Here is a 23,573-nt window from a genome sequence, read left to right as displayed (position 1 = left end):
GCGTGACGCAGGATATCGCGGTCGAGCGGCAGCGGCGGTGGCGCTTGTTGCTGGGCGGCGCGGCGGGGGACCTCGGGGCCCTCGGGGAGGACGACCAGCGGCGCGATTCGGCGTTGACCGGGTTGTACGGCGGCGGGGACCCGGTGGACGCCGGGGGCAAGCGCGGCGCCGGGTTGGGCGGGTCGTCGCCGGTGTTGCACCGGTGGCTGGGCGATGTCCGCACGTACTTCCCCAGCTCGGTCGTCCAGGTGATGCAGAAGGACGCCGTCGAGCGGTTGGGGCTGCGCCAGCTGCTCCTGGAACCCGAGCTGCTGTCGGGCGTCGAGCCGGACGTGAGCCTGGTCGGCACGCTGGTCTCCCTCTCCCGCGCCATCCCGGAACGCACCCGCGAGACCGCCCGGGCCGTGGTGCGCAAGGTGGTGGAGGACATCGAGCGCAAGCTCGCCGACCGGCTCCTGGCCGCGGTGCACGGCGCGATCGACCGGTCCCGCCGCACGAGCCGGCCGCGGTTGTCGGACGTGGACTGGAACCGCACGATCCGCAAGAACCTGCGCCACTACCAGCCCGACCAGCGCACGGTGATCGTGCAGGACCTGGTCGGCAACAGCAGGCGCAGCCGCCAGGCGTCGCTGCGGGACGTGATCCTGCTGGTCGACCAGTCCGGCTCGATGGCCGAGTCGGTCGTGTACTCCGCCGTGCTCGGCGCGTCGCTGGCCTCGTTGAAGGCCGTCGACACGAAGCTGGTCGTGTTCGACACCGAGGTGGTCGACCTGACCGAGCAGCTCAAGGACCCGGTCGACCTGCTGTTCGCCACCCAGCTGGGCGGCGGCACGGACATCAACCGCGCCGTCGCCTACGGCCAGTCGCTGGTGCGCCGCCCGACGGACACGGTGGTGGTGCTGATCAGCGACCTGTACGAGGGTGGTGTGGCGCGGGAGTTGCAGCGGCGGGTGCGGGAGCTGGTGCAGAGCGGGGTGACGGTGGTGGTGCTGCTCGCGCTGTCCGACAGCGGCACGCCCGCCTACGACCACGAGCTGGCCGCGAAGCTGTCGGAGTTGGGCGCGCCCGCGTTCGCCTGCACCCCGGACCGGTTCCCCGACCTGCTGGCCACGGCGTTGCGGCGGGAGGACGTCGCCGCGTGGGCCGAGCAGAGCGGCATCCCGGTGGGTCGCTGACCACCGGTCGACGGGTGGCGGCCGTCGACGAACGACCGCCCCTCAGCGGATGACGACCCGGCCCAGCGTCATGAACGGCGCGCCGCGGGTCAGCACGGCCGCCCGGCCGCGCGGGTCGGGCCCGGCGAGCCACACCCGGCCGCCGCGGTGGATGTTCTCGCGGACGCGTTCGGGGATCTCGGCCAGCCGCAGGAACGTCCGGTCGGAGCCCGCCGTCTCCAGGTAGGTCTGCCGCCCGACGCGCGTGCGCCCCGGCACGAAGTGCACCGAGACGGCGTGCCGCGGGTAGGTGTCGAGCAGCCGCCGCAGGGAACGGCGCGAGAAGAAGTGCCGCAGCCCGGGCACGGCGAACTCGACGCACAGCGGGGTGAGGAGGAACACCCAGCGCGACCCGACCCACTCCGACACGACCCACAACGTCAGCAAGGCGAACAACGCCAGCCCGACGAACCCGACCGCGCGGCGATCCGCACTGGTCAGGCACTTGTCCACCCAAGCCTCGCCCACCACCGCTCCCAGCAAACCAGATGTCCCCTCCGGGGGTAACCGAATAGATGATCAGCAAACTCATCGCCGCACGACCTTCGCCGGGAAGAGCTTCGGCACGCCCCGGAACGTGACCACGGTGTTCCCGGCGCGGTCGGGTGCGACGACCCACGCCCGCCGGTGCCGGTTGATCCGCCCGCGCACGACGGGTCCGGCGCTCACGTCCAGCACGAGCGGCCGGGGTCCGTGCACGACGAGCAGCCCGCCGCGCCAGTGGACGCGCACGTAGACCCAGGCGTGCTCGCCGAGCGCCTCGGGCAGCGCCGGCCGCCGGGTGAGCCCGTGGCCGAGCACCAGCGCGGAGAACAGCAGCAGCAGGAGCGGCAGGGAGGACGACACCTCGACCACGAAGATCAGGGCGAGTTGCAGGAGGAACGCGAGCGCGCCGACCACGACCCAGCCGAACGCCCGCCGACCGGCGATCTCCACGCAGTACCGGGTCCACCGGTCGTCGAGGGCCGCGCCCCCGGTGGACGGCTTGTTCGGCACGACCACGAGCCACCTCCGCCAGGCGAGCCAAGGTTACGACGATCGCGCGGGCCGCCGAATCGGCCAACCGGACCGTTCCGCCGTTCGACGGGGGCGTCGCGGGCGCCCGGTGCGCCGACCCGTTCGGCAGGGCCGTGCCCGACCCCCTAACCTGCGTGAACCACGCGGGCCCGCGGCGAGCCGCGGTAAGCCGGACGTGGGACTACCGCCACGGGCTTCGTCAAGTTAGGCTGCCCTAAGTTGGGGAGGTGAGCGGGTGAACGAGACACGTCGACCGCCGGCGCCGCATCCGGCGGAGCGGGCCCGCACGATCGCCGCCCGCGGTGGGCGCGCGGCCCTGCTGCCCTCCGGCGGCACGGAGAACCGGATCACGCCGGTGCTCCACCACGTTCACCCGAACGGTGACGCGACGCTCGTGCTGCCCGACGGGCACCCGCTGGTCGAGGCCGCGCGCGAGGCCGAGGTGACCGCGATGCTGGAACTGGCCGACCAGGCGCCCGTGCAGCTGCGCGAGCCGGTCCGCGGCCTGCTGTGGATCACCGGTTGGCTGCGCACGCTCACGCCCGTCGAGGCGCGCGAGGCGACCGTCGAGGTCGCCGAGGCGCGTCCGGACCCGCGGCTGCTCGACGTCGGGCACGGCGCGTCAGCGCTGCGGCTGTCGCCCGCGTCGCTGGTGGTGGCCGACGCCGAGGGCACCACGTCGTTGCGGCCGGAGTTGTTCGCGCAGGCGGAGCCGGACCCGTTCGCCGCGCACGAGGACCACTGGCTGCGGCACCTGGAGCTGTCGCACCGGGACGTGGTGGGCCTGCTCGCCCAGCACCTGCCGACCGACCTGCGGGGCGGCCACGTGCGCCCGCTCGGCCTGGACCGCTTCGGCCTGCGGCTGCGGGTGGAGATGGCGGACGAGGACCACGACGTGCGGATCGCGTTCTCCCGCCCGGTGGGCACGGCGCAGGAGCTGGCCGTGGAGCTGCGCCGCCTGATGGGCTGCCCCTTCCTGGCGCAACGCCGGTGACGCCCGCGCGGTTACCGTAAGCGCCGTGATCGCAGACCTCGACGCCCGGACGCGCCGCGGCTACCGGCTGGAGCTGCTGCTCGTCTTCGCCGTGACGCTCGGGCTGTCCGGGGCGCGCAGCCTGGTGCGGCTGCTGGACAGCCTGCTCCAACCCGTGCCGCTGAACGAGCAGAAGGTCGCGATCAACGTCCCGCAGGCGCGGTTCGACCTGCTGGACCTGATCGCGCAGCTGCTCGGCGTCGTGCAGCTGGCCGCGTGGGGCGGGCTGGGCCTGTACCTGCTGTGGCAGGGCGGCATCAAGCTGAAGGCGCTCGGCCTGGACCGCACCCGGATCGGGCCGGACGCGCTGGGCAGCCTCGGGCTGGCAGCCGTGATCGGCATCCCGGGGCTGGTCTTCTACCTGGTCGCGTGGAACCTGGGGCTGAACCTGGCCGTGCTGCCGTCCGCGTTGGACTCCTCGTGGTGGCGCAGCTCGGTGCTGGTGCTGTCCGCCATCGGCAACGCGTGGGCGGAGGAGGTGCTGGTCGTCGGGTACTTCATCACCCGGCTGCGGCAGCTCGGGTGGCGGGAGAACACGGCGTTGCTGGCCAGCGCGGTGCTGCGCGGCTCGTACCACCTGTACCAGGGGTTCGGCGGGTTCATCGGCAACGTGGTGATGGGGCTGGTGTTCGGCAAGGTGTGGCAGCGCACGAACCGGCTGTGGGTGCTGGTCGTGGCGCACGCGCTGCTCGACGTGGTCGCGTTCGTCGGCTACACGCTGGTGCGCGGTCACGTGTCCTGGTTGCCCTGAGTCCACCGCGCGGGGTACGGCCGATCAACCGCGAGGCGGACGCGTGGCGACGACGCCACCCGACAGCATCAGGTGACCTGACAAGAGGGGGAACCTGGACGCGCACCACAGCGCTCACCGTCGCGGCCGCCGTGGCTCTCGGCTCAACGGCTCTCGGCCCGGTGGCTCTCGGCTCGGCTACGCCGGCAGCGGCGGGCGCCGGCGTGCGGATCGCCATGCCCGAGCTGACCGGCCACCACGCCGTCGGCACGGCGGAGCTGCACCTGATCGACCGGCGGCCGGACCCGTGGCAGCCCGCGCGGGACCGGGAGGTGATGGCACCGTCACATACCCCGCGCACGGCTCGGGCGGCGCACGCGCGCCGTGGATGACCTCGGGGGTGGCGGCGGCCGTCGACCGGGAAGCGGCGGAACCGGAGCTGCTCGACGTCCCGGCCGGCGCGGGAGCTGAGCGCGGGGCTCACCGACGACCTGGCGAGCCGCGGGTACGTCGTCGTCTCGATGTCGCACACGCACGAGTCGCTCGCGGTCGAGTTCCCGGTGGACGGCCGGGTCGAGCCGCCGATGGGCGACGAGGACGACCCGACCTGGTCCAAGACCGCGCTCGACGCGCGGGTGGCCGACACCCGGTTCGTGCTCGACCAGCTGGGTTCGATCGCGCGCGGGCACAACCCGGACGCGGAGCGGGACCCGTTGCCGCGGGGTCTCGGCCGGGCGCTGGACCTGTCGCGGGTCGGCATGTTCGGCCATTCGTACGGCGGGTTCACGGCGGGCGAGACGATGGTGCACGACCGGCGGATCGACGCCGGGATCAACGTGGACGGCGCCCTGTCGTACGGCTCCGGCGCGGAGCGCCGGCCGGGCGAGGTCGTGACGCGCGGGCTGGACCGGCCGTTCGTGCTGGTGGGCGCGGACTTCGTGGACCCGGCGACGGGCGGGTCGAGCACTCGCACCTGACGCCGGAGTTCGACCCGACGTGGGCGGACTTCTGGGTGAGCCAACGGGGGTGGAAGCGGGACCTGCACTTCGACCTTCACCTGAAGGGGCGGGACGGGAGGCTGTTCCGGGGCGGCTCGCCACAGCACCCGGACGTGCGGTTCATCGCCTGAGCGTTCAACTCGGGTGTTCCGAAGGTAGGACACGGGTGTTCCGGACGTAGGACACGCGGTGTGGTCAGTGGACGAGGAGGAAGCGGGAGGTGGTGCGGGCGGCGGCGGTGATGACGGTGTGGGCGACGCCGGCCGGGTCGAGCAGGGCCGGGTCCAGGTCGGCGACGGGGAGGGCGGCGTTCTCGGCGATCCGGGCCGCCGGTTCCGCCAGGGCCGCGGCGAAGGCCTGCCAGCCGGCGACCTCCTCCGGCGTGCCGGTGGCGTCCCGCGCCAGGCGGGCGCCCAGCTCGGCCAGGCCGACACCACCACCGCGGAGCACGCCGTCGCGCACGGCGCTGTCCACGGCGCGCACCGCGCGCCGCACCCGGGCCACGTCGCCGGCGGCGGCCCGGACGAGCACGGCGGTGTCGTCTTCGGTCGCCGCGGGCCCGGCCAGCACCACCGTGTCCTGCTCGGTCACCACGACCTTCGCCGCGCGGCCCAACGACGACAGCAGCACCGGGTCGTTGCCCCAGTACGGGTAGTGGACCGTGCCGCCGACCACGCCCTGGAGCCGTTCCAGCTCGTCGGGCCCGGCGGTCACCGCGACCACGTCCCGCGCCTGCGCGATCTTCAGCAGCTCGGCGAGCTCCGCGTGCGGCAGCGCCTCGCACACCACCAGCAGCGGGCGCCCGCCGAGGTCCACCCGGTCGAGGATCCGCTCGACGCCGGTCAGCGGGCCGGCGGTCAGCAGCACCCACGCGTCCTCTGACACCGCCGCGCGGCCGGCGATGTCGGTCACGAACTGGCTGGACGCGTACCCGCGGTCCAGGCGCAGGCCGCGGTGGACCTCGAACTCCGGCTCGAACCGCCGGCCCTCCTCCACCAGGACGGGCCCGCGCCACCCGGTCCGGGCGGCCACGGCGCCGACCAGCGCGCCGATCCCGGCGTCGCCCGAGGCGGCGGTGGCCAGCGCGGGCAGCTCGGCCGGGGCCAGCGGTCGCGTCGCCTCGTCGACCAGCGCGGCGGCCCGGGCGGCGGCGGCCGTGACGCCGCGCATCAGCCGCACCGGGTGGTGCCCGTCGCGCATCGCGTCGACCAGCCCGCCGATCGCGCCGCGCGCCACGGCCACCGCCGACGCCGCGCCGTCACCGGCCTCGCGCCGCACCTCCAGCACCAGGTCGCGCACGTACGCCGCGCCGAGCCGGTCCCGCGGGTCGTCCGGCTGGAACGCGTCCACGATCGCCGACGCGTCGGCCAGCTCCACCGGCCGCCCGTCCACGAACACCACCGACCGCCGCCCCATCGGCCCCAACGTCCGGCACACCGGTTCGGCGGCGGCCCGGAAACCACGCGCCACCAACAGCTGCCCGGACGTGTAGGACGCCGTGCCGCGCGGCCGACGCCCCGGAGCGCCGCCGGCCCGCGCGATCCGCAGCGGCTGCGACGAGCCGTGCGCGAAGAACTGCGGCGTCTGGTCGGGACGCCGGGCGCGCACCTCGGCCCGCGCGTACCTGAACAGCTCGTCGACGTCGATCCACCCGTCGCCGTCGAGGTCGGCGGCCCCGCCGGCCAGGCCCTCGATCAGCACGTCGGTGAACAGCGACGCGAGCGGCGCGTCCAACGACAGCGAGTCCTGCTCGAACGCGTACTCGTAGGCGTTGGACGCGGTCATCACCACGTAGCCCTCGCCGACGTCGTCGAGCACGTCCGTCGGGCCCGCCTTGAACCCCTCCACGAACGCGCCGCTGAAGCAGCAGTCCAGCACCAGGACCCGGCCGGACGCCCGGCAGTCCTCCAGCTGCTCGTTGAGGAACGAGCGGGGGATCGCGGTGCCCGCGGGCCGGTCCTGCACGGTGTTCGACGCGGCGAAGTACAGCCGCCGCGCGGCCGTGGTCAGGCCGTGGCACGAGAAGTACAGCAGCACCAGGTCGTCGGCCTCGCGCGGCGCGAGCACCTCCTCGACCGCGCGCCGGATCTCGTGGTCGGTGCGGTCCCGCAGCACCTCGACCGTGGTGAACCCGCCGACGTCGGGGTCCTCCAGCACGGCGGCGAGCCGCTCCACGTCCTGCTCCGGCGCGCGCAGCCGGCTCAGCCGCACGTCGTCGTACTCGCCGGTCGCCACCAACAGCGCGTGCCGGCCCACCTCACCCCTCGCCCTCGTGCTCGCGCAGCCACGCCTCCAGCAGGGCTTTCTGCGAGCGGGCGTCCACGCCCTCGACGGTGATCTCGTCGTCCCGGGTCTTGATCGTCACCTTGCGCGCGCTGCCGCGCTGCACGAACGACGTGACCACGGAGGCGACGGCGGCGGCCACCGCGGCGGGCAGCGCGCCGTTGAGCACGAGCTCGGCGACGGTCGCGCCCGCGCCGCTCTTGGAGCCCTCCGGCGACGCGGCCGGCGCGGGCCGCGCGTCGACCCTCGCGCCCCTGACCAGCTCTTGCAGCAACTGGGTCGTCGCCGAGGCGGGGTTGCCCGGCGCGTCGATGAACAAGCGTAAGTCCGCCACTGATCCTCCCCGGTAGAACACGATCATCCCGCAACCGCACCCTTGGACCGGTAGTCCACCTCACAACGCAACGTTCACAACGTCAAGTGTGCCAATTGCACAACGAATCGCCGTTCTGAAGCCACCATACGATCGAGTTTCGCTGGAACGGCCCACTCAGAGCTGCTGATCCGACCGACCTCGGGTTACCCTCGATCCGTGACTGCGCACATCGCCCAGACCGCGTCCACCGACGGCGAGCCGGCAGCGGCGCCCCGCGTCGACAGCGAAGTCGGCCCCCTGCGCACGGTGCTGCTGCACCGTCCCGGCGCCGAGCTCAAGCGGCTCACCCCGCGCAACAACGACCAGCTGCTGTTCGACGGCGTGCCGTGGGTCGACCGGGCGCAGGAGGAGCACGACGCGTTCGCCGAGCTGCTGCGCGGGCGCGGCGTCGAGGTGCTGCTGCTGGCGGACCTGCTGGTCGACGCGCTGCACGACGACCGGGCCCGGATCGCGGGCATCCACAGCGCGGTCAACGAGCGGCGGCTCGGCATCGACCTGGCCGACGCGCTGCGCTCGCACCTGGCCTCGATCGGCCCCGACCAGCTCGCCACCGCGCTGATGACCGGCATGACGTTCGAGGAGCTGCCCGCCGCCGAGGGCGCGTCGCTGGTGCGCAAGATGCACCACCCGATCGACTTCGCGGTCGACCCGCTGCCGAACCTGCTGTTCACCCGCGACTCGTCGGTGTGGGTCGGCGACCGGGTCGCGATCACGTCGCTGGCGCTGCCCGCGCGCGACCGGGAGACCGCGCTGACGGACCTGATCTACGCCTACCACCCGCGCTTCCGCAGGACCGGCCGCGCGTACGGGGCGCACTCCGCGCCGGTCGAGGGCGGTGACGTGCTGCTGCTCGCGCCGGGCGTGCTGGCGATCGGCGTCGGCGAGCGGACCACGCCCGCGGGCGCGGAGTCGTTCGCCCGGTCCGCGCTGGCCGACGGCCTCGCGCACACCGTGCTGGCGGTGCCGATCACGCAGGAGCGGGCCACCATGCACCTGGACACGGTGTGCACGATGGTCGACCGGGACGCCGTGGTGATGTACCCGGCGGTGCGGGACAACCTGTTCGCGTTCCCCGTGCGGTCCGACGGCGCGGGCGGCGTCGTGGTCGAGGACCGGCGGCCGTTCCTGGAGGCGGCGGCCGACGCGATGGGCATCGAGAAGCTGCGCGTGATCGACACCGGGCTCGACCCGGTGACCGCGGAACGCGAGCAGTGGGACGACGGCAACAACACGCTGGCCGTCGGACCTGGTCTGGTGGTGGCTTACGAGCGGAACGTGGAGACGAACGCGCGGCTGGAGGACGCGGGCGTCGAGGTGATCCGGATCAGCGGCTCCGAGCTGGGCTCCGGTCGCGGCGGCCCGCGCTGCATGTCGTGCCCGATCGACCGCGCGCCGCTGGTCTGACCGACCGGGGAGGGTTGCCTAAGCTTTCTTCGGCAACCCTTTCCTAAAGTTCGTGAAGCCTTGCCTTTAATGCATGAAATCCACTCTATCGGGTATTCTTCGAGCATGGCTGTCAACTTGAAGAAAATCACCGGTGCGCGTTCCTCGAAGTTCCACGACCTGCTTCAGGAGCAGGTGCGCAACGAGTTCACGGCCTCGCAGCAGTACGTGGCCATCGCGGTCTGGTTCGACGCGAGCGACCTGCCGCGGCTCGCTTCGCACTTCTACAAGCAGTCGCTGGAAGAGCGCAACCACGCGATGATGATCGTGCAGTACCTGATGGACAACGGACTGCCGGTGGCCATTCCCGGTGTGGACGACGTGCGCAACGACTTCACCGCGCCGCGCGAGCCGGTCGCGCTCGCGCTGGAGCAGGAGAAGAAGGTCACCGAGCAGATCGTCGCGCTCGCCAAGACGGCCCGCGACGAGGGCGACTACATCGGCGAGCAGTTCCTCCAGTGGTTCCTGAAGGAGCAGGTGGAGGAGGTCGCGTCGATGAGCACGCTGCTCACCGTGATCGACCGCGCCGACGGCAACCTGTTCCACGTGGAGACGTTCCTGACCCGCGAGAACGTGGGCGAGGAAGCCGACAACGGCACGCCGCGCGCCGCGGGCGGCGCCCTGTAGGCCCGGCCCGCCGACAGCGAACGACGCCCGTCACCTCCGCGGTGGCGGGCGTCGCTGCGTGCTCAGGGGCGGTGAGCTCAAGACAGGGTGCTCAAGACAGGGGGTGCTCAGGTGAGGCACCCCCGGTCGGCCCGGACGAGGCCGATGCCGGTCAGCGTGTCGCCCGCGTTCTCGAAGAAGAACTTGTAGCCGGTCTCGGCGTCCAGCTGCCGGATGAAGCCGTGCGGGTACTGCTCCACGCCCGGGTACACCTCGTGCATGCGCGCCCGCGAGTCGCCGATGCGCAGGCCCTCGGGCGTGCGACCACCCGCTTCGACCCGGATCTCCACCACCACGCCGTCCTGGAGGCCGACCCAGCCCCGCGCGGTCTTCAGCTCGCGGATCGAGCAGGAGAACTCGGGCCTGGTCACGTCGCCGCCGACCTCCCCGGTGGCCTCCAGCTCCGCCACCGTCATGCCCAGCCGCACCGCGCCGATGCCGCGGGCGTCGAGCACGGCCCCGCCACCCGCCCCGGACGTCGCGCTGACGTTCGTGACGGGCGGCACGGCCTGCGGCGCGGACGACTCGCAGGCGGTCAGCAGCAGGAGCACCGCCGACACGACCAGCCACTTCATCCGCCCATCCTCCCGCTCGCCGCCACCCGCTGCCACGATCAGTTGAAGCAGGCCTGACCCCGACGGGTGAGCGCGGTGGCGCCGTGCAGCAAGTAGGACACGCCGTCCTCGACCCGCACCGCGTAGCCGTTCGGGCCCGCCTCACCACCCGGGTAGGTCCGCGCGACCCGCGGGTCGACCGGGCTGATGTCGACCGGGAGGCCCTCGGCGGTGGTGGCGCCGTACTTCACGATGATCGCCATGACGCCCTCGCCGCCCTGGACCCAGGCGGTGCCGCTGCCCGACTTGAACTCGTACACGTCGCACTGGGCGCTCATCCGCGACACCGGCTCGCCCACCAGGCCGGTCGCCACCAGCTCCTCACGCGTCATGCCGAGCTCGATGGCGCCGAACCCGGTGTGGCTCAGGACCGGCGTCGTGTCCACCACCACGGTCTCGACCACGGTGCTCGTCACCGTCGACTGCACCGTGACCGCGGTCGGCGCGACCGACGACGTGCTCGGCGCAGTGGCCGCGGACGACGTCGACGACGGACCGCTCGACGCGGCCGGTTCCCCCGTGCAGCCGACCAGCGCGAGTCCCGCGACCGCCAGCACCACACCCATGACCTTCATCGCTGTTCCCCCTGTTGCGCGCAGTCGGCGCCGAGCCGCTGCATCCGAATCCCGACAACCCGCTCCGCGTCCAGCGCGAACACGTACTTCCACGCGACGTCACCCGGCATGACCACGTCGTAGGAGCCGCCCCCGTAGGCCTGCTGCCCCGTCGGGTACTCCGCCTTCACCCGCTCCAGCGTCGACCCGACGCCGATCCCCTTCGACGTCGTGCCGGTCGCGGGCAGCTCGATCCGCACGACCCCCCGGCCACGCGCCACGAGCACGGCGTTCGCGATACCCGGGTCGCTCGTCCAGGTGAACGCCGCGCACTCGCCACCGGGTGCCCGGGTCACCAGACCGGTGGCGGTCACCTCCTGCTCGGTCATGCCGAACTTCACCGCGCCGTACCCCACGTTCGGACGCGCCTGCTCCTTCGTCACCGACACGGTCACCGTCTCCACCACGGTGTGCGGTGGCGGCGCCGCGGTCACCCCACCAGTGGACGTCGTGGTGGTGGTGGTGGTCGGCAGCACGGCCGGGTCGACGGACGGCAGGCTCAGCGAGCCGCCCAGCGCCGTCACGCCCCACCCGCTCGCCACCAGCGCGACCGCGGTGACCGCGCCCACGACGGCGGTCCGGCGGCGACGCACCCGACGGGCGCCGGTCACCACCACCTCGGTCGCGTCCGGCCTGGCCCGCACGTCCAGCCGGTCGTCGTTCAGCAGCCGGCCCAGCTCCTCCTCGAGGTTCACGCCGAGTCCCCCAGTCGTGCGCGCAAGGTCGCCATCGCCTTGCTGTTCTGGCTCTTGACCGTGCCCGGGGACACGCCGAGGGTGTCGGCGATCTCGGCCTCGGACAGACCGTCGTAGAAGCGCAGCACCACCACGGCGCGCTGACGCGGCGGGAGCGCGCGCAACGCCTGCCACAGCGGCTCGTGCTCCAGGCGGTCGTGCCCGGCCGCGGCCACCGCGTCGGGGAACTCCGCCACCAGGTCCTCACGCCGCCGGCGGCGCCACCGGCTGGTGTTGGCGTTCGCCATGGACCGCCGCACGTACGCCAGCGGCTCGCCCTTGCGCAGCACGGCGGCCCACCGCGAGCCGACCTTCTCCAGCACGGTCTGCACCAGGTCGGCCGAGTTGTGCGGGTTGCCGGTCAACGCGTGGCCGTAGCGCAACAGGCCCGGCAACGACATCCGCACGAAGTCGGCGAAGTCGGCCGTCGTCCCCCCACCGCGATCGGTGGCTCTCTCCCCCGGCAAGACCGCGGTCACCTCGGAAACCCCCTCCGGCGGTGGCCCCTCGGCCACCGTCGGAGAGGACACGTTCGAGAGGGGCTGTCGGTTGCCCCGGTGCTAGGTCACAAAACGGGCAACGGCCGGAAGGCGCCGTCGGCGTCCGGCGTGAACTCGTGCACGGCCACCACGGAGTCGGCCGGGATCGGCCCGTAGACGTGCGGGAACCACGGGCCGTCCTCGGTCTCGCCCGGCTCCCACAGCACGGGCAGTCCACCGGGGTCGATCACCAGCAGCACGAGGTCGTGCCGGTTCGGGTACAGGCGGTTGGCCGGCAGGTGCACCGTGCCCGGGTCCGAGCAGTGCACGAACCCGTCGAGGTCGAGCGGGATCGCGCCGTCCTCGCGGGCCCGCCGCCAGTCCGCCTTCGAACTGATCCGCAGGATCACGCCGCCTCCTGAGTTGTCCACAGGAACCTGTGGACAAAGCTGGGGATACCTGTGGACAGGTTCAGCGCAGGGTGATCTGCCGTCCCCGCAGACCGTCGCGCGCCCGCCGTTCCGCCTCGGTCAGCGGTTCGGCGTCGAGGCTGGTCAGGGCATCCTGCAAACGCTTGCCCAACGCTTCCGCGCCCGGCGCCCACTCGCTGGAGTGCAGCTCGCGGTCCAGGTCCCACACCGGGACCAGCAGGCCGTGCGCGCGGAACGACCCGGCGTACCGGGAGCCCTCGCCCAGGTCCAGCTCGCCGCGCACGGTCAGCCGGGCGAGCGCCGCGAGCAGCGTCTCCTCCGGCTCGGGGCGGACCCAGCGCAGGTGCGCCTTGTCGCCCGCGTCCACCCAGTAGGCGGCGGCCACGCCGGGCGCGTCGAGGCGCTCGGTGGGCAGGATCGCGGCGTTGGCGCGCTCCAGGGACAGGGCGACCTCGCCGGCCGGCTCGTTGTCCGGCGGCAGCCACCACGCGAAGTCGGTGTGCAGCTCGGGGGTCAACGTCGCGTCGACGTCGAGCAGGTCCTGCAGGCGGCCGGGGTTGGAGCCGTCGTCCGGGCCGACGACCGCGAGGGCGTCACCGGTCTTCGCGGTCAGCGCCCACTGCACGGCGCGGGCCAGGTCGCGGCTGAGGTCACCGGACCGGGTCTGCACCTGCAGGCCGACGAACGCGGTGCCGTCCGCGCGGACCAGGCCCGCCGCCGCCATCGGCAGCACGGTGGCCAGCGTGATCTCGCGGCCGGAGCCGGCCGCCTGACTGTCGGCCTTCAGCGGCAGCTTCGCCATCGCCGAGGGCACGAACTCGCGCAGCGCGATCAGCTCCGCCTCGGCGGCCAGGCCCTGGAACGGGCGGGAGACGATCACGTCCGCCGCGCCGCCGGCCGAACCGTGGCAGGCCTTGTAGCGCTTGCCGGAGCCGCACGGGCACGGCTGCCGCGGGTTGACGCCGTCCGCCGGCTTGTCCTTCACGGCTGTCCGCTTCGCCACCGCGCGCCTCCTCGGTCTCAGGGCTGGTCGGGCGTCAAGTTATCCGCAAGCCGGCCGCGCGTCTCCTCCGGGTTGTTGGTGGCGACGAACCGGACGCCGCGCTCGCGGCACAACGCGATGTCGGCCGGGTCGTCCACCGTCCACGTGTAGACGCCCTGTCCCCGGTCCGGGTGACGTCTGAGCAGGTGAACGCCCGGTCCGGCGTAGTCGGCGAAGTGGGGCTTGGTCCTCGGCCACAGCCGGTCGTAGAGCAGGACCGTGGGCACCTCGGGCTTGAGCTTCTTGAACCGGTGCACGGCGAAGACGGAGAACGACATCATCACCGCGTCGACCCGGTGCCGGCCCAGCTCCTCGGCGAGCCTGCGCTCGACCAGGCCCCCGGACCGGACGGGGTGCTTGGTCTCGACGAACAGCCGCTTGCCGTGGTCGGCGGCGAGGCCGAGCAGGGCGTCCAGGGTGAGCACCTCGGCGGGCTCGCCGCCGTGCCAGCTGCCGAAGTCGTGCCGGCGCAGCTCGTCGAGCGTCATCGCGCTCACCCTGCCGACGCCGCCGCTGGTGCGGTCGATCCTGCGGTCGTGCACGCAGACGAGGTGGCCGTCCTTGGTGAGCCGCACGTCGCACTCCAGGCCGTCGGCGCCCTGCCGCAGGGCGAGCTCGTAGGCGGCGAGGGTGTGCTCGGGCCGGAGGGTGGACGCGCCGCGGTGGGCGACGACTTCAGGTGACACGACGGGGATGCTGCTAGCGGTGCACGTGCGCGGTCAACTCGACTACTGCATGTCACAGATCGCTGAATGTTTGACACAACAACCACACTCCGATGGACGCGAGTGGCGCTCAAGACCTACCGTCCGTCACCGTGGCCTCCTTCGACCAGCACGACCCGGCTTTCATCGCGGACCCGTACCCCGCGTTCGCGGCGATGCGCGCGGAGGGCGGGGTGCACTGGCACGAGGACATGGGCGTCGCCGTGGCGGTGTCGCACGCGGCGGCGTCGGCCGTGCTCAAGCACCGGTCGCTCGGCCGCCTCTGGACCGACGTGACGCCCGTCGACCGGTTCACGTCGTTCAACCTGCTGCACCGCAACTCGCTGCTGGAGAACGAGCCGCCCACGCACAGCCGGCTGCGCAGGCTGGTGGCCGCCGCGTTCGGCCGCGGTCACGTGGAGCGGCTGCGGCCGTGGATCACCGACCTCGCCGACCGCCTGGTGGACGAGCTGGTCGCCGAGATCACCGCGGAGGGGCAGGCCGACCTGCTGTCCCACGTGGCCGCGCCGCTGCCGGTCGAGGTGATCGCCGAGCTGCTGGGCGTGCCCGCCGGCGACCGCCCGCTGCTGCAACCGTGGTCCAACGCGATCGTGAAGATGTACGAGTACGACCTGGCCGCGGACAAGCAGGCGGTGGCCGAGCACGCGGCCGGGGAGTTCGTCGCCTACCTGCGGGAGCTGATCGCGCTGCGGCGCGTGTCGCCGGGTGACGACCTGGTGTCCGACCTGGTGGCGGTCACCGACACCGACGGCGCGAAGCTGACCGAGGACGAGCTGGTGGCGACCGCCGTGCTGCTGCTCATGGCAGGCCACGAGGCCACGGTCAACGTCATCGGCAACGGCGTCCAAGCCCTGATGAACCACCCGCACGAGTGGCGTCGCCTGGTGGACGACCACGCTCTGCTGCCCACCGCGGTCGAGGAGCTGATCCGCTACGACTCGCCGCTGCAACTGTTCGAACGCACCGCCACCGAGCCGGTGACCATCGCCGGGCACCGGCTGGAGCCGGGTCAGAAGATCGCCGCGCTGCTGGGCGCGGCGGCCCGCGACCCCGAGGTCTTCACCGACCCGGACACCTTCGACATCGCCCGCAACCCCAACCCGCACCTGGGCTTCGGCATGGGCATCCACTACTGCCTGGGCGCACCGCTGGCCCGCATCGAGGTCCAAGCCGCGCTGTCCTCCCTGGCCCGCAAGCTGCCGACCGCCACCCTGGCCGCCGAACCGCGCCGCCGCGCCGAGTTCGTCATCCGGGGCCTGCACGACCTGCCGCTCACCGACTCCCGGGTCACCGCCTGATCGTGTGCTTCCTCGGCAGCTTGAGGCCGCGGTCGGCGAGCACGGTGCGCAGGCGGTCCGGGTAGTCGGTGATCAGGCCGTCCACGCCGTCGTCGATCAGCTTGTGCATGGTCGCCGGGTCGTTCACGGTCCACGGGACGACCTTCAGGCCGTGCGCGTGCGCCTCGTCCACCAGGGCTTTCGTCGTGAACGGGACGTAGTCGGGGTCGTCGACGCGGCCGTTCTGCGGGTTGCCGTGCACCGGGGAGAGGGCGGACGCGCCGAAGCTCTTCACGGCCTCGACGACGCTGCCGCCGAAGTCCGCCAGGTCCAGGCCGCCCGTCCACGGTGAGCCGGGGCGCAGGAACTCCGGCTGGGTCAGCGCGACCAGCGGGATGCGCGGCTCGGCCTGCCGCCACAGCATCAGCGCGCCCCAGTCGAACGACTGCACGGTGACGTTGCGGTAGAAGCCGGACCTGCGGATCTCACGGGCCGTGACCTCGACGAACTGCTCGCGCGGCGCGGTCTCGTGCGGCGCGGCGGCTTCGACCTTGGTCTCGATGTTGAACTTCACGTCGAACGCGCGGTAGCGGCGGGCCAGGGCGAAGACCTCGGCCAGCGTCGGCATCCGCGCGCCCGGCGACAGCTCCTGCTCCGGGTACTGCGCCCACCGCTTCGACCCGCAGTCCAGCGTCCGGACCTGCGCGAACGTCAGGTCCTTCACGTACTTGCCCGCGTACGGGAACGCCGGGTCGCCGGGCACGGCGGGCGCGGTGTCGACGCACTTGGCCGGGTTGGTCCTGCGGTCGTGCGTGACGACCTCACGGCCGTCCTTGGTGATCTGCACGTCCAGCTCCAGCGTCGTGACGCCCACTTCGAGCGCCTTGCCGAACGCCGCCAACGTGCTCTCGACCGTCAGCCCGATCCCACCCCGGTGGGCCTGGAGGTCGAACTTCCGCCCACCGCCCGCGTTCGCCACGCCGGAGGTCAGCAGGGTCAGGACCAGTGCCACCGCGAGTGCCCGCATGGGTCCACGGTGGCACGCGGTCGGTCAGGCCCCCAAGTGCCGGAGGAAGAACGACCACTGAACGGCCGGGAACGCCAACGTTGCGGCCTCCGGGTTCTTCGAGTCCCGGACCGCCACCGCCGGACCCGTGAACGCCACCTCGACGCAGTTCGTGTTGCTGGCCCCACCGCTACGGCTGCTCTTCCGCCACGCCGCACCCGAGAGGTCCATCGTGGACACAGCCATCGCCTCTTTCACTCGACCAGGACCCGCTCGATCAGGGCAATCGACTCGTCGGGGCGCAACGCCTGGGAAGTCAGGTGCTCGAACGTGAGTTTAGCTTCCCGGAGCCCCTGTTCATCCTCGATGTGCACCGCTCCGGCCATGTGCTCGATGAAGAGCACGGGCGACTCGTCGTCCTCGAACCCCAGCAGGGTGAAGCCGCCGACCAGGCTGGCGTGAGCGCCCCGGTCATTGGCCAGCAGCCGGATGGTCACACTGGGCAGCTCGGCCATGTCCAGCAGGTGTTGCCGCTGCGCACGCATGGTCTCCGCACCGCCGACGACCTTGCGCAGCGCGGCTTCGTCGATGATGGCGTGCAGCCGCAGCGGGTCGTCCGGGTCGGTCAGCCGTTCCTGCCTTATCTGCCGGACGCGGATGTCGTTCTCCAGCCAGCGCCTGGTGCGCTTCAACCGGTGCGCCTCGAACAACGCTCGCATGTAGTCGGTCGTCTGGAGCAGTCCGGGGATGACCAGCAACGCCAGTTCGGAGACCTGGGCGGCTTCGGTCTCGACGTCGATGTAGCCCTGGTTCTCGATGCCGTAGGTGGTCCACCAGCCGGGCTCACGGGCGCGCAGGGCCTGGTCGAGGAGTTCGGGGTCGTACTGGTCGTAGAGGTCCATCATCGACTTGGCGAGGTGGACGTCGAGCAGCGTCTCGCCCTTCTCGATCCGGTGCAGCGTGGACTTCGTGCGGTACAGGGCCCTTGCTGCCTCGTCGAGGGTCAGCTTGGCCTTGGTCCGCATCCGGGTGAGCTTGCGCCCCAGCCGACGGCGGCGGAACGGTGGCGGAGTGGGCACAGGGCAGCATGATCCGGCGGGACGCGCGAAAGCGGGATTCCCGCCGCACGTCACCGCATCGGGCGGATCTCCCGGCCGCACAGTCGTCGGCGTGGAAGCGAACCTCTTCAGCCTGGTGGACACGACCGACCGCAACCGGATCTTCGCCTGGGGCATGGAGATCATCGACGGGGAGAGGACGGACGCGATCGTCCACCGGCGCGATCCGGAGACCGGCCGGACGTTCATCGGGCAGCACACGTCCGCCGAATCAGCCCTCAAGCGCTACGGCCGGCGCGTCCCCCTCGCGCTCGTCTGGGAGTACGAGGAGCCCGACCACGAGGACAGGACCGCATGACCACCGGCTGGGTGGTCGTGCCCGGGTGGGTCAGCGCGGCGAGCCCGAGGAGCGGATCGAGCGCAGGACCGGGGTCGGGGCGTCCTTGACGTCCACCACCCTCATCCGACGGATCGCGCCGGCGTCCACCGGCAGCAGCAGGGTGGTGATCCGGCGGACCACGACGGCGGTCAGGACGGCCACCGAGGCGGCCAGCAGGTCGGCGACCGCGTGGAACAGCACGCCGTCCGCCATGGCCTGCACGCTGGAGCGGAAGCCCCAGAGCACGGTGAACGCGACGAACAAGCCGGTGCCCGCCCACAGGCCCCACCACCAGCGGATCAGCTTGGACGGCGCCGGGCGGGAGGTGGCGGGCTCGCGCAGCGCCGCGTGCTCCAGCTCCGCCAGGACCGAACCCGGCACCACCAGGTTCACGCCGGGGACCACCAGGCCGATCAGCACCTCGCGGTCGGACCTCGACGGGCCGTAACCGGCCTCCGAGGCGGCCGCGTCGCGGGCCCGGCGCAGCCACAGCAGCGTGAAGACCAGGGCGACCGCGGACGCCACGACCGTCACCACCGACGACGCCACGACCATGGCGTCCGACACGCCCACCGTGGTCTCCGACATCGCGCCGTAGCGGCTGAGCAGCAACAGCACGTAGCGCCACAGCTCGCTGCCCGCCGCCCACACCGCCGTCAACGCGGCCAGGCCCAGGGCGTGGGACGCCGTGCGCGCCAGCCGCTGGGCGTGGTCGATCGAGTCGGTGGGCCGGTCGTCGTCCATGGCCACGGACGTGGGCCAGCGCCACGCCAGCAGCGGGAAGCCCCAGCGCGGCGGGACCGGGTACGAGGGCGGGCCGGTGTAGCCGCGGCGCGGCCCGCCCTGGCGACGGTGCGGGTAGGCGCCGGGTGGCGGGCTCGCCACCCAGTCCACCCGCATCGGTCGCAGCGCCATGTCAGATGACCTCGGGCTCCGCGCCGTCGACCTCGCCGACCAGCGGTCGGCCGGACGCGGCCCACACCTGCATGCCGCCGTCGACGTTCGTCGCCTCCCAGCCGTTGGCGTTCAGGTACTGCGTGACCCGCGCGGATCGGCCGCCGGCGCGGCACACGACGTAGAACTCGGAGTCGGCCGGGAGGGCGTCGAGCCTGCCCGCCAGCTCGCTCATCGGGATGTGCAGGGCGCCCGGGGCGTGGCCCGCCGCCCACTCGTCGGCTTCGCGCACGTCGAGCAGGACCTTGCCCTCCGGCAGCTCCGCCGGCACCTCGGACACTTCAACGCTGGGAACGGTCACGCGACCATGCTGCCACGGCGGCCATGAACCGGGGATAAGGAGCACGCCGGCCGCCACCCCCCGAAGGGATGACGGCCGGCGTGGTCCGGGGCGGGCGGCGACTAGTGGGCGGTCGCCTTCTCGGCGCCGACGCCGGTGAGGGCGCGCACCTCCATCTCCGCGTACTTCTCCTTGTTGTTCTCCTTCGACAGCACCGTGCCCAGGAAGCCCAGCAGGAACGACAGCGGGATCGACACCAGGCCGGGGTTGTCGAGCGGGAACCAGTGGAAGTCGACGCCCTGCAGCATCGACGCGCTCTTGCCGGTCGCCGGGTTGACCGGCTTGCCGGACACCACCGGCGAGAACACGATCAGCAGCACCGTGATGCCGAGGCCGCCGTAGATGCTCCACAGGGCGCCCGCGGTGTTGAAGCGCTTCCAGAACAGCGAGTAGAGGATCGTCGGCAGGTTCGCCGAGGCCGCCACCGCGAACGCGAGCGCCACCAGGAAGGCGATGTTCTGGCCGTTGGCCAGGATGCCGCCGAGGATCGCCACGATGCCGATGACGACGGCGGTGATCCGCGCGACCCGGACCTCCGCCTCCTTGTCCTCCAGCTTGCCCTTCTTGATGATGTTCGCGTAGATGTCGTGCGCGAACGACGCCGACGCGGTGATCGTCAGACCGGCGACCACGGCGAGGATCGTGGCGAACGCGACCGCGGCGATCAGGCCGAGCAGGATCGGACCGCCGAGGGCTTCGGCCAGCAGCGGCGCCGCCGAGTTCACGCCACCGGGCGCCTTGGTGATCTTGTCGGAGCCCACGAGGGCCGCCGCGCCGTAGCCGAGCACCAGCGTGAGCAGGTAGAAGATGCCGATCAGCCAGATCGCCCACACCACGGAGCGGCGGGCTTCCTTCGCGGTCGGGACCGTGTAGAAGCGCATCAGGATGTGCGGCAGGCCGGCCGTGCCGAGCACCAGCGCGAGGGCCAGCGAGATGAAGTCGAGCTTGCTGGTCTCCGTCTTGCCGTACTGCAGACCCGGGCCGAGCAGCTTGTCGGACACCGAGCCGAGCAGGTTCGACAGGTTGAAGCCGTACTTGCCCATCACCCAGACGGTCATCACGCCGGCGCCCGCGATGAGCAGCACGGCCTTGATGATCTGCACCCAGGTGGTGCCCTTCATGCCGCCGATGAGCACGTAGGCGATCATCAGCGCGCCGACCACGGCGATGACGACGGCCTGGCCGCCCTTGCCGGTGATGCCCAGCAGGAGCGCGACGAGACCGCCGGCGCCCGCCATCTGGGCCAGCAGGTAGAAGAACGACACGGCCATCGTGGAGGTGGCCGCCGCCGCGCGGATGGGGCGCTGCCGCATCCGGAACGCGAGCACGTCGCCCATCGTGAACTTGCCGGTGTTCCGCAGCAGCTCCGCGACCAGCAACAACGCGATGAGCCACGCCACCAGGAAGCCGATGGAGTAGAGGAAGCCGTCGTAGCCGTTGACCGCGATGGCGCCCGCGATGCCGAGGAACGACGCGGCGGACAGGTAGTCGCCCGCGATGGCGATGCCGTTCTGGGGGCCGGTGAAGGCACGGCCCGCGGCGAGGTAGTCGGCGGCCGTCTTGGTGTTGCGGCTGGCCCGGATGACGACGACCAGGGTTGCCGCGACGAAGACGCCGAAGATGCCGATGTTGAGCAGGGCGTTGCCGTTCACGCTTGACCCCCTTCGAGCTCGTTGCGGAGCTTCTCCGCCATGGGGTCGAGGTTCTTGTTCGCGTGCCGCACGTAGAGCGTCGTGATGAGGAACGTCGACACGAACTGGAGCAGACCGAGGATCAGACCCCAGTTGATGTTGCCGATGACCTTCGTCGACATGAACCCGTGGGCGTAGTCGGCGAGCAGGACGTACAGCAGGTACCAGGCCAGGAAGAGACCGGCCATGGGGAAGACGAAACTGCGCAGCCGCCGCCGCAGCTCGCGGAAGTCGGGGCTGTTCTGCACGTCCACCCAGTTGTGGTTGCCCTGGGTGTCGGGGGTGTGCTGCTCAGAGGTGCTCACGGTCCCCTCCTCGCGTACTTGACGACGGTGTGAACGGCACGTAAGTCCTCCTGGTGCGTTCCTGATACGCCGTGCACCGTAGGGAGACCTGGCTCACGCCTGAAAGACCTTTTGTGTGACCTTGCGCTCAACAGTCGAGTGATGCGATGAGCGGTAGTAACTCTGAGCCGAACTGCCACTCGGGTGATCGAAGTCACCGATAGCCGGATCGGTGTCTTTATCTTCACCCGATCGAGACTTATCTCTACTCTCGGCGACAGGCTTTCCGGCCGACCGGATCCGCCGCAGGTCATCGCGGGACCGGGCGGGCGACGGGCCTTCCCCGCAGGGCTGACCCGGACCCGGCCCCTCAAACGCGGGTGTGAGCCGTTTCACACCGATTCAGGAAGACGACGGCCCGCCGGCGCCGTGCCCGCGGTCCGCCGCGCGCGCCTTCTCCTCGGCCGCGCCGAACTGCGACTCGCGGTCGCGCATGAACCCCAGCGGATCCGGCGCGTGGAACCGCAGCAGGATCTGGTTCACGTCGTCGGGCCTGCGGCGCGCGGTCAGCTTGCTGATCATCACCATGGTCAGGAACGCCACCGGCACGGTCACCAGCGCCGGCTGCGAGAACACCGACGGCGCCCACCCCCCGGTGTACGAGCTGACCACCGTCGCCACCTGCGCGCCGATCACCAGCCCGCCGCCGACCAGCAGACCGGCCATCGCGCCGACCCACGTCAGCCCGCGCCACCAGATGCCCAACAACAACAACGGGCAGAACGTGGACGCCGCCAACGCGAACGACATCGCCACCGTCAACGACGCGTCCGACCGGGGCAGCACCAGCGCCAAGCCGATCGCCACCGCGCCGGTCAGCACCGTCGCCCACCGGAAGTCGCGCACCTTGCCCGGCAGGATGTCCGTGGACACCACCCCGGCCACCGACACGAGCAGCCCCGACGACGTGGACAGGAACGCCGCGAACGCGCCCGCCGCCACGACCGCGCCGAGCACCTGGCCGAGCGGGTTGGGCTGCATCGTGGTCGGCAGCAGCAGCACCGCCGCGTCCGTCTTGCCCGTGACCAGCAGCTGCGGCAGGTACTGGCGGGAGATCACGCCCAGCACGGTCGGGAACAGGTAGAACAGCCCCAGCAGGTACAGCACGTGCAGCGCCGTGCGCCGCGCCGCCCGCCCGTCCGGGTTGGTGTAGAACCGCACCAGCACGTGCGGCAGCCCCATGGTGCCCAGGAACGTCGCGAAGATCAGCGAGTAGGTCTCGAACAGCCCCGACAGGCCCTCCGTCTGGGGCCGCAGCCAGTCGTGGTTCGACGTCGGCGACCCCTCGACCACCGGCACCGGGGACCCCGCGGCGAACCGCAGCTCCGTCTCCGCGCCCACCTCGTACTCGCCGGGCGTCCAGTACACCGGGCCGTCGGCGGGCGCGCCGTCCACCCGGCCGGTCGCGGTCAGGTCCATCGCCACGTCGACGCGCACCCGCACCGGGTCGACCGTGGTCACCTCGACGTCCTCGGGGAACCGCAGCACGCCCGAGGAGTCCACCGGCTGCGCGCCGTTGCCCGGACCGGTCAGGAACAGCGCGAACAGCACGAACGTCGGCGCGGCGATCGCGAACAGCTTGCCCCAGTACTGGAACGCCTGCACCAGCGTGATCGCGCGCATCCCGCCGCCGAGGACGTTCACCACCACGATCACGGTCACCGCCGCGCCGCCCAGCCACGCGGGCAGGCCGGTGATCGTGTTCAGCGTCAACCCGGCCGACTGGAGCTGCGGCACCAGGTACAGCACGCCGATGCAGATCACGAAGAACGTGCAGACCTTGCGCAGGTTCGACGGGCCCAGCCGCGCCTCGGCGAAGTCCGGCAGCGTGTACGCGCCCGACCGCCGCAGCGGCGCGGCCACGAACAGCATCATCGCCAGGTACCCCGCGGTGAAGCCGATCGGGTACCACAGCGCGTCGATCCCGTCCTTGAGGACCAGCCCCGCCACGCCCAGGAACGAGGCCGCGGACAGGTACTCGCCGGAGATCGCGGCGGCGTTGCGGGTGGCCGGCACGGCGCGGCGGGCCACCAGGAAGTCCGGGGTCGTGTTCGCCCGACGGGAACCCACGTAGCCCAACGAGAACGTCAGCAACGCCATCACGCCGACGAGCACGAGGCTCCAC

At 72.0% G+C, this 23,573-nt stretch carries 28 protein-coding genes; 9 read left to right on the top strand and 19 right to left on the bottom strand.

What is annotated here, in order from left to right:
• Positions 1 to 2 precede the first annotated feature (2 nt).
• A complete protein-coding gene (locus IOD16_RS37300) occupies positions 3 to 1,175 on the top strand; it encodes a VWA domain-containing protein (protein ID WP_236594603.1) in 1,173 nt (390 codons plus the stop codon).
• 42 nt (positions 1,176 to 1,217) lie between these two features.
• Here the strand turns inward: IOD16_RS37300 and IOD16_RS37295 are convergent, their stop codons facing one another.
• Complete coding sequence (locus IOD16_RS37295; protein ID WP_148088887.1) at positions 1,218 to 1,682, bottom strand: hypothetical protein; 465 nt, start codon at positions 1,680 to 1,682, stop codon at positions 1,218 to 1,220.
• A 60-nt stretch (positions 1,683 to 1,742) separates the two neighbouring features.
• On the bottom strand, positions 1,743 to 2,216 hold the full coding sequence (locus tag IOD16_RS37290) for a hypothetical protein (protein WP_236594602.1): 474 nt from the start codon (positions 2,214 to 2,216) through the stop codon (positions 1,743 to 1,745).
• A gap of 250 nt (positions 2,217 to 2,466) precedes the next feature.
• On the opposite strand from IOD16_RS37290, the gene IOD16_RS37285 reads away from it, so the two are divergent.
• The 4 genes from IOD16_RS37285 (at position 2,467) to IOD16_RS41350 (ending at position 4,971) form a co-directional block, all read left to right on the top strand.
• Positions 2,467 to 3,225 (top strand): DUF2470 domain-containing protein, encoded by a 759-nt coding sequence (locus IOD16_RS37285; RefSeq protein WP_201438080.1) that lies wholly within the window; start codon positions 2,467 to 2,469, stop codon positions 3,223 to 3,225.
• A gap of 25 nt (positions 3,226 to 3,250) precedes the next feature.
• Positions 3,251 to 4,015, top strand: a complete 765-nt coding sequence (locus IOD16_RS37280; protein WP_201438079.1) for a CPBP family intramembrane glutamic endopeptidase — start codon at positions 3,251 to 3,253, stop codon at positions 4,013 to 4,015.
• 215 nt (positions 4,016 to 4,230) lie between these two features.
• Positions 4,231 to 4,386, top strand: coding sequence for a hypothetical protein (locus tag IOD16_RS41355; RefSeq protein WP_328809392.1), 156 nt, complete (start codon positions 4,231 to 4,233; stop codon positions 4,384 to 4,386).
• A 129-nt stretch (positions 4,387 to 4,515) separates the two neighbouring features.
• Complete coding sequence (locus tag IOD16_RS41350; protein WP_328809391.1) at positions 4,516 to 4,971, top strand: hypothetical protein; 456 nt, start codon at positions 4,516 to 4,518, stop codon at positions 4,969 to 4,971.
• Between the two features lie 216 nt (positions 4,972 to 5,187).
• Here IOD16_RS41350 and IOD16_RS37270 read toward each other — a convergent pair whose 3' ends face one another.
• Together IOD16_RS37270 and IOD16_RS37265 are read right to left on the bottom strand one after the other, a co-directional pair.
• Positions 5,188 to 7,248 (bottom strand): caspase, EACC1-associated type, encoded by a 2,061-nt coding sequence (locus IOD16_RS37270; protein ID WP_201438078.1) that lies wholly within the window; start codon positions 7,246 to 7,248, stop codon positions 5,188 to 5,190.
• Between the two features lies 1 nt (position 7,249).
• Complete coding sequence (locus IOD16_RS37265) at positions 7,250 to 7,609, bottom strand: hypothetical protein (protein WP_201438077.1); 360 nt, start codon at positions 7,607 to 7,609, stop codon at positions 7,250 to 7,252.
• A gap of 198 nt (positions 7,610 to 7,807) precedes the next feature.
• Here IOD16_RS37265 and IOD16_RS37260 point away from each other — a divergent pair, with 198 nt between their 5' ends.
• Both IOD16_RS37260 and IOD16_RS37255 read left to right on the top strand, forming a co-directional pair.
• Complete coding sequence (locus IOD16_RS37260) at positions 7,808 to 9,055, top strand: arginine deiminase (protein WP_123744745.1); 1,248 nt, start codon at positions 7,808 to 7,810, stop codon at positions 9,053 to 9,055.
• A gap of 105 nt (positions 9,056 to 9,160) precedes the next feature.
• Positions 9,161 to 9,721 carry a ferritin gene (locus tag IOD16_RS37255; protein ID WP_123744746.1) on the top strand — a complete coding sequence of 187 codons (561 nt, stop codon included), beginning with the start codon at positions 9,161 to 9,163 and terminating at the stop codon, positions 9,719 to 9,721.
• Positions 9,722 to 9,828: 107 nt separating this feature from the next.
• On the opposite strand, the gene IOD16_RS37250 is transcribed toward IOD16_RS37255, so the two are convergent.
• The 7 genes from IOD16_RS37250 to IOD16_RS37220 all read right to left on the bottom strand — a co-directional run bounded on the left by IOD16_RS37250 (position 9,829) and on the right by IOD16_RS37220 (position 14,360).
• Complete coding sequence (locus IOD16_RS37250) at positions 9,829 to 10,335, bottom strand: hypothetical protein (RefSeq protein WP_201438076.1); 507 nt, start codon at positions 10,333 to 10,335, stop codon at positions 9,829 to 9,831.
• A 38-nt stretch (positions 10,336 to 10,373) separates the two neighbouring features.
• Positions 10,374 to 10,949, bottom strand: a complete 576-nt coding sequence (locus IOD16_RS37245) for a hypothetical protein (protein ID WP_201438075.1) — start codon at positions 10,947 to 10,949, stop codon at positions 10,374 to 10,376.
• The gene (locus tag IOD16_RS37240) at positions 10,946 to 11,683 is read right to left on the bottom strand and encodes a hypothetical protein (RefSeq protein ID WP_201438074.1); all 738 of its coding nucleotides are present in this window, start codon (positions 11,681 to 11,683) and stop codon (positions 10,946 to 10,948) included. The genes IOD16_RS37245 and IOD16_RS37240 overlap by 4 nt, the downstream gene beginning before the upstream one ends.
• Positions 11,680 to 12,201: a SigE family RNA polymerase sigma factor gene (locus IOD16_RS37235; RefSeq protein ID WP_268957663.1), complete on the bottom strand. Its 522-nt coding sequence runs from the start codon at positions 12,199 to 12,201 to the stop codon at positions 11,680 to 11,682. Before IOD16_RS37235 ends, IOD16_RS37240 begins: the two co-directional genes overlap by 4 nt.
• Before the next feature lie 86 nt (positions 12,202 to 12,287).
• Positions 12,288 to 12,611, bottom strand: coding sequence for a DUF952 domain-containing protein (locus IOD16_RS37230; protein ID WP_123744750.1), 324 nt, complete (start codon positions 12,609 to 12,611; stop codon positions 12,288 to 12,290).
• A 61-nt stretch (positions 12,612 to 12,672) separates the two neighbouring features.
• The gene (locus IOD16_RS37225) at positions 12,673 to 13,635 is read right to left on the bottom strand and encodes a DUF5926 family protein (protein ID WP_201438073.1); all 963 of its coding nucleotides are present in this window, start codon (positions 13,633 to 13,635) and stop codon (positions 12,673 to 12,675) included.
• Positions 13,636 to 13,652: 17 nt separating this feature from the next.
• Positions 13,653 to 14,360, bottom strand: a complete 708-nt coding sequence (locus tag IOD16_RS37220) for a glycerophosphodiester phosphodiesterase family protein (RefSeq protein ID WP_201438072.1) — start codon at positions 14,358 to 14,360, stop codon at positions 13,653 to 13,655.
• Between the two features lie 92 nt (positions 14,361 to 14,452).
• On the opposite strand from IOD16_RS37220, the gene IOD16_RS37215 reads away from it, so the two are divergent.
• Positions 14,453 to 15,697 (top strand): cytochrome P450, encoded by a 1,245-nt coding sequence (locus IOD16_RS37215; protein WP_201438071.1) that lies wholly within the window; start codon positions 14,453 to 14,455, stop codon positions 15,695 to 15,697.
• Here IOD16_RS37215 and IOD16_RS37210 read toward each other — a convergent pair.
• The 3 genes from IOD16_RS37210 to IOD16_RS37200 are packed head-to-tail and all read right to left on the bottom strand — an operon-like array spanning position 15,687 to position 17,761.
• Positions 15,687 to 16,703 carry a glycerophosphodiester phosphodiesterase gene (locus IOD16_RS37210; RefSeq protein ID WP_201438070.1) on the bottom strand — a complete coding sequence of 339 codons (1,017 nt, stop codon included), beginning with the start codon at positions 16,701 to 16,703 and terminating at the stop codon, positions 15,687 to 15,689. The genes IOD16_RS37215 and IOD16_RS37210 overlap by 11 nt on opposite strands.
• Positions 16,704 to 16,727: 24 nt before the next feature.
• Complete coding sequence (locus IOD16_RS37205; protein ID WP_201441729.1) at positions 16,728 to 16,913, bottom strand: DUF397 domain-containing protein; 186 nt, start codon at positions 16,911 to 16,913, stop codon at positions 16,728 to 16,730.
• 23 nt (positions 16,914 to 16,936) lie between these two features.
• The gene (locus IOD16_RS37200) at positions 16,937 to 17,761 is read right to left on the bottom strand and encodes a helix-turn-helix domain-containing protein (RefSeq protein WP_236594601.1); all 825 of its coding nucleotides are present in this window, start codon (positions 17,759 to 17,761) and stop codon (positions 16,937 to 16,939) included.
• A 91-nt stretch (positions 17,762 to 17,852) separates the two neighbouring features.
• On the opposite strand from IOD16_RS37200, the gene IOD16_RS37195 reads away from it, so the two are divergent.
• Positions 17,853 to 18,098, top strand: coding sequence for a hypothetical protein (locus tag IOD16_RS37195; protein ID WP_201441780.1), 246 nt, complete (start codon positions 17,853 to 17,855; stop codon positions 18,096 to 18,098).
• A 30-nt stretch (positions 18,099 to 18,128) separates the two neighbouring features.
• On the opposite strand, the gene IOD16_RS37190 is transcribed toward IOD16_RS37195, so the two are convergent.
• The 5 genes from IOD16_RS37190 to IOD16_RS37170 all read right to left on the bottom strand — a co-directional run bounded on the left by IOD16_RS37190 (position 18,129) and on the right by IOD16_RS37170 (position 23,548).
• Positions 18,129 to 19,034: a DUF4328 domain-containing protein gene (locus IOD16_RS37190; protein ID WP_123744757.1), complete on the bottom strand. Its 906-nt coding sequence runs from the start codon at positions 19,032 to 19,034 to the stop codon at positions 18,129 to 18,131.
• A 1-nt stretch (position 19,035) separates the two neighbouring features.
• Entirely contained in the window at positions 19,036 to 19,374 is a 339-nt protein-coding gene (locus IOD16_RS37185; protein WP_123744758.1) for a rhodanese-like domain-containing protein, read from the bottom strand.
• A 101-nt stretch (positions 19,375 to 19,475) separates the two neighbouring features.
• Positions 19,476 to 21,065: a solute symporter family protein gene (locus IOD16_RS37180; protein ID WP_201438069.1), complete on the bottom strand. Its 1,590-nt coding sequence runs from the start codon at positions 21,063 to 21,065 to the stop codon at positions 19,476 to 19,478.
• Positions 21,062 to 21,409 (bottom strand): DUF485 domain-containing protein, encoded by a 348-nt coding sequence (locus IOD16_RS37175; RefSeq protein WP_123744761.1) that lies wholly within the window; start codon positions 21,407 to 21,409, stop codon positions 21,062 to 21,064. The genes IOD16_RS37180 and IOD16_RS37175 overlap by 4 nt, the downstream gene beginning before the upstream one ends.
• Positions 21,410 to 21,790: 381 nt before the next feature.
• The gene (locus tag IOD16_RS37170) at positions 21,791 to 23,548 is read right to left on the bottom strand and encodes a sodium/solute symporter (RefSeq protein ID WP_442978144.1); all 1,758 of its coding nucleotides are present in this window, start codon (positions 23,546 to 23,548) and stop codon (positions 21,791 to 21,793) included.
• Between the last annotated feature and the right edge of the window lie 25 nt (positions 23,549 to 23,573).

It is taken from the genome of Saccharothrix sp. 6-C, from assembly GCF_016695385.1.
GTDB classification, from domain to species: Bacteria; Actinomycetota; Actinomycetes; order Mycobacteriales; family Pseudonocardiaceae; genus Actinosynnema; species Actinosynnema texasense.
This window is presented reverse-complemented; position numbering and strand designations above follow the sequence as displayed.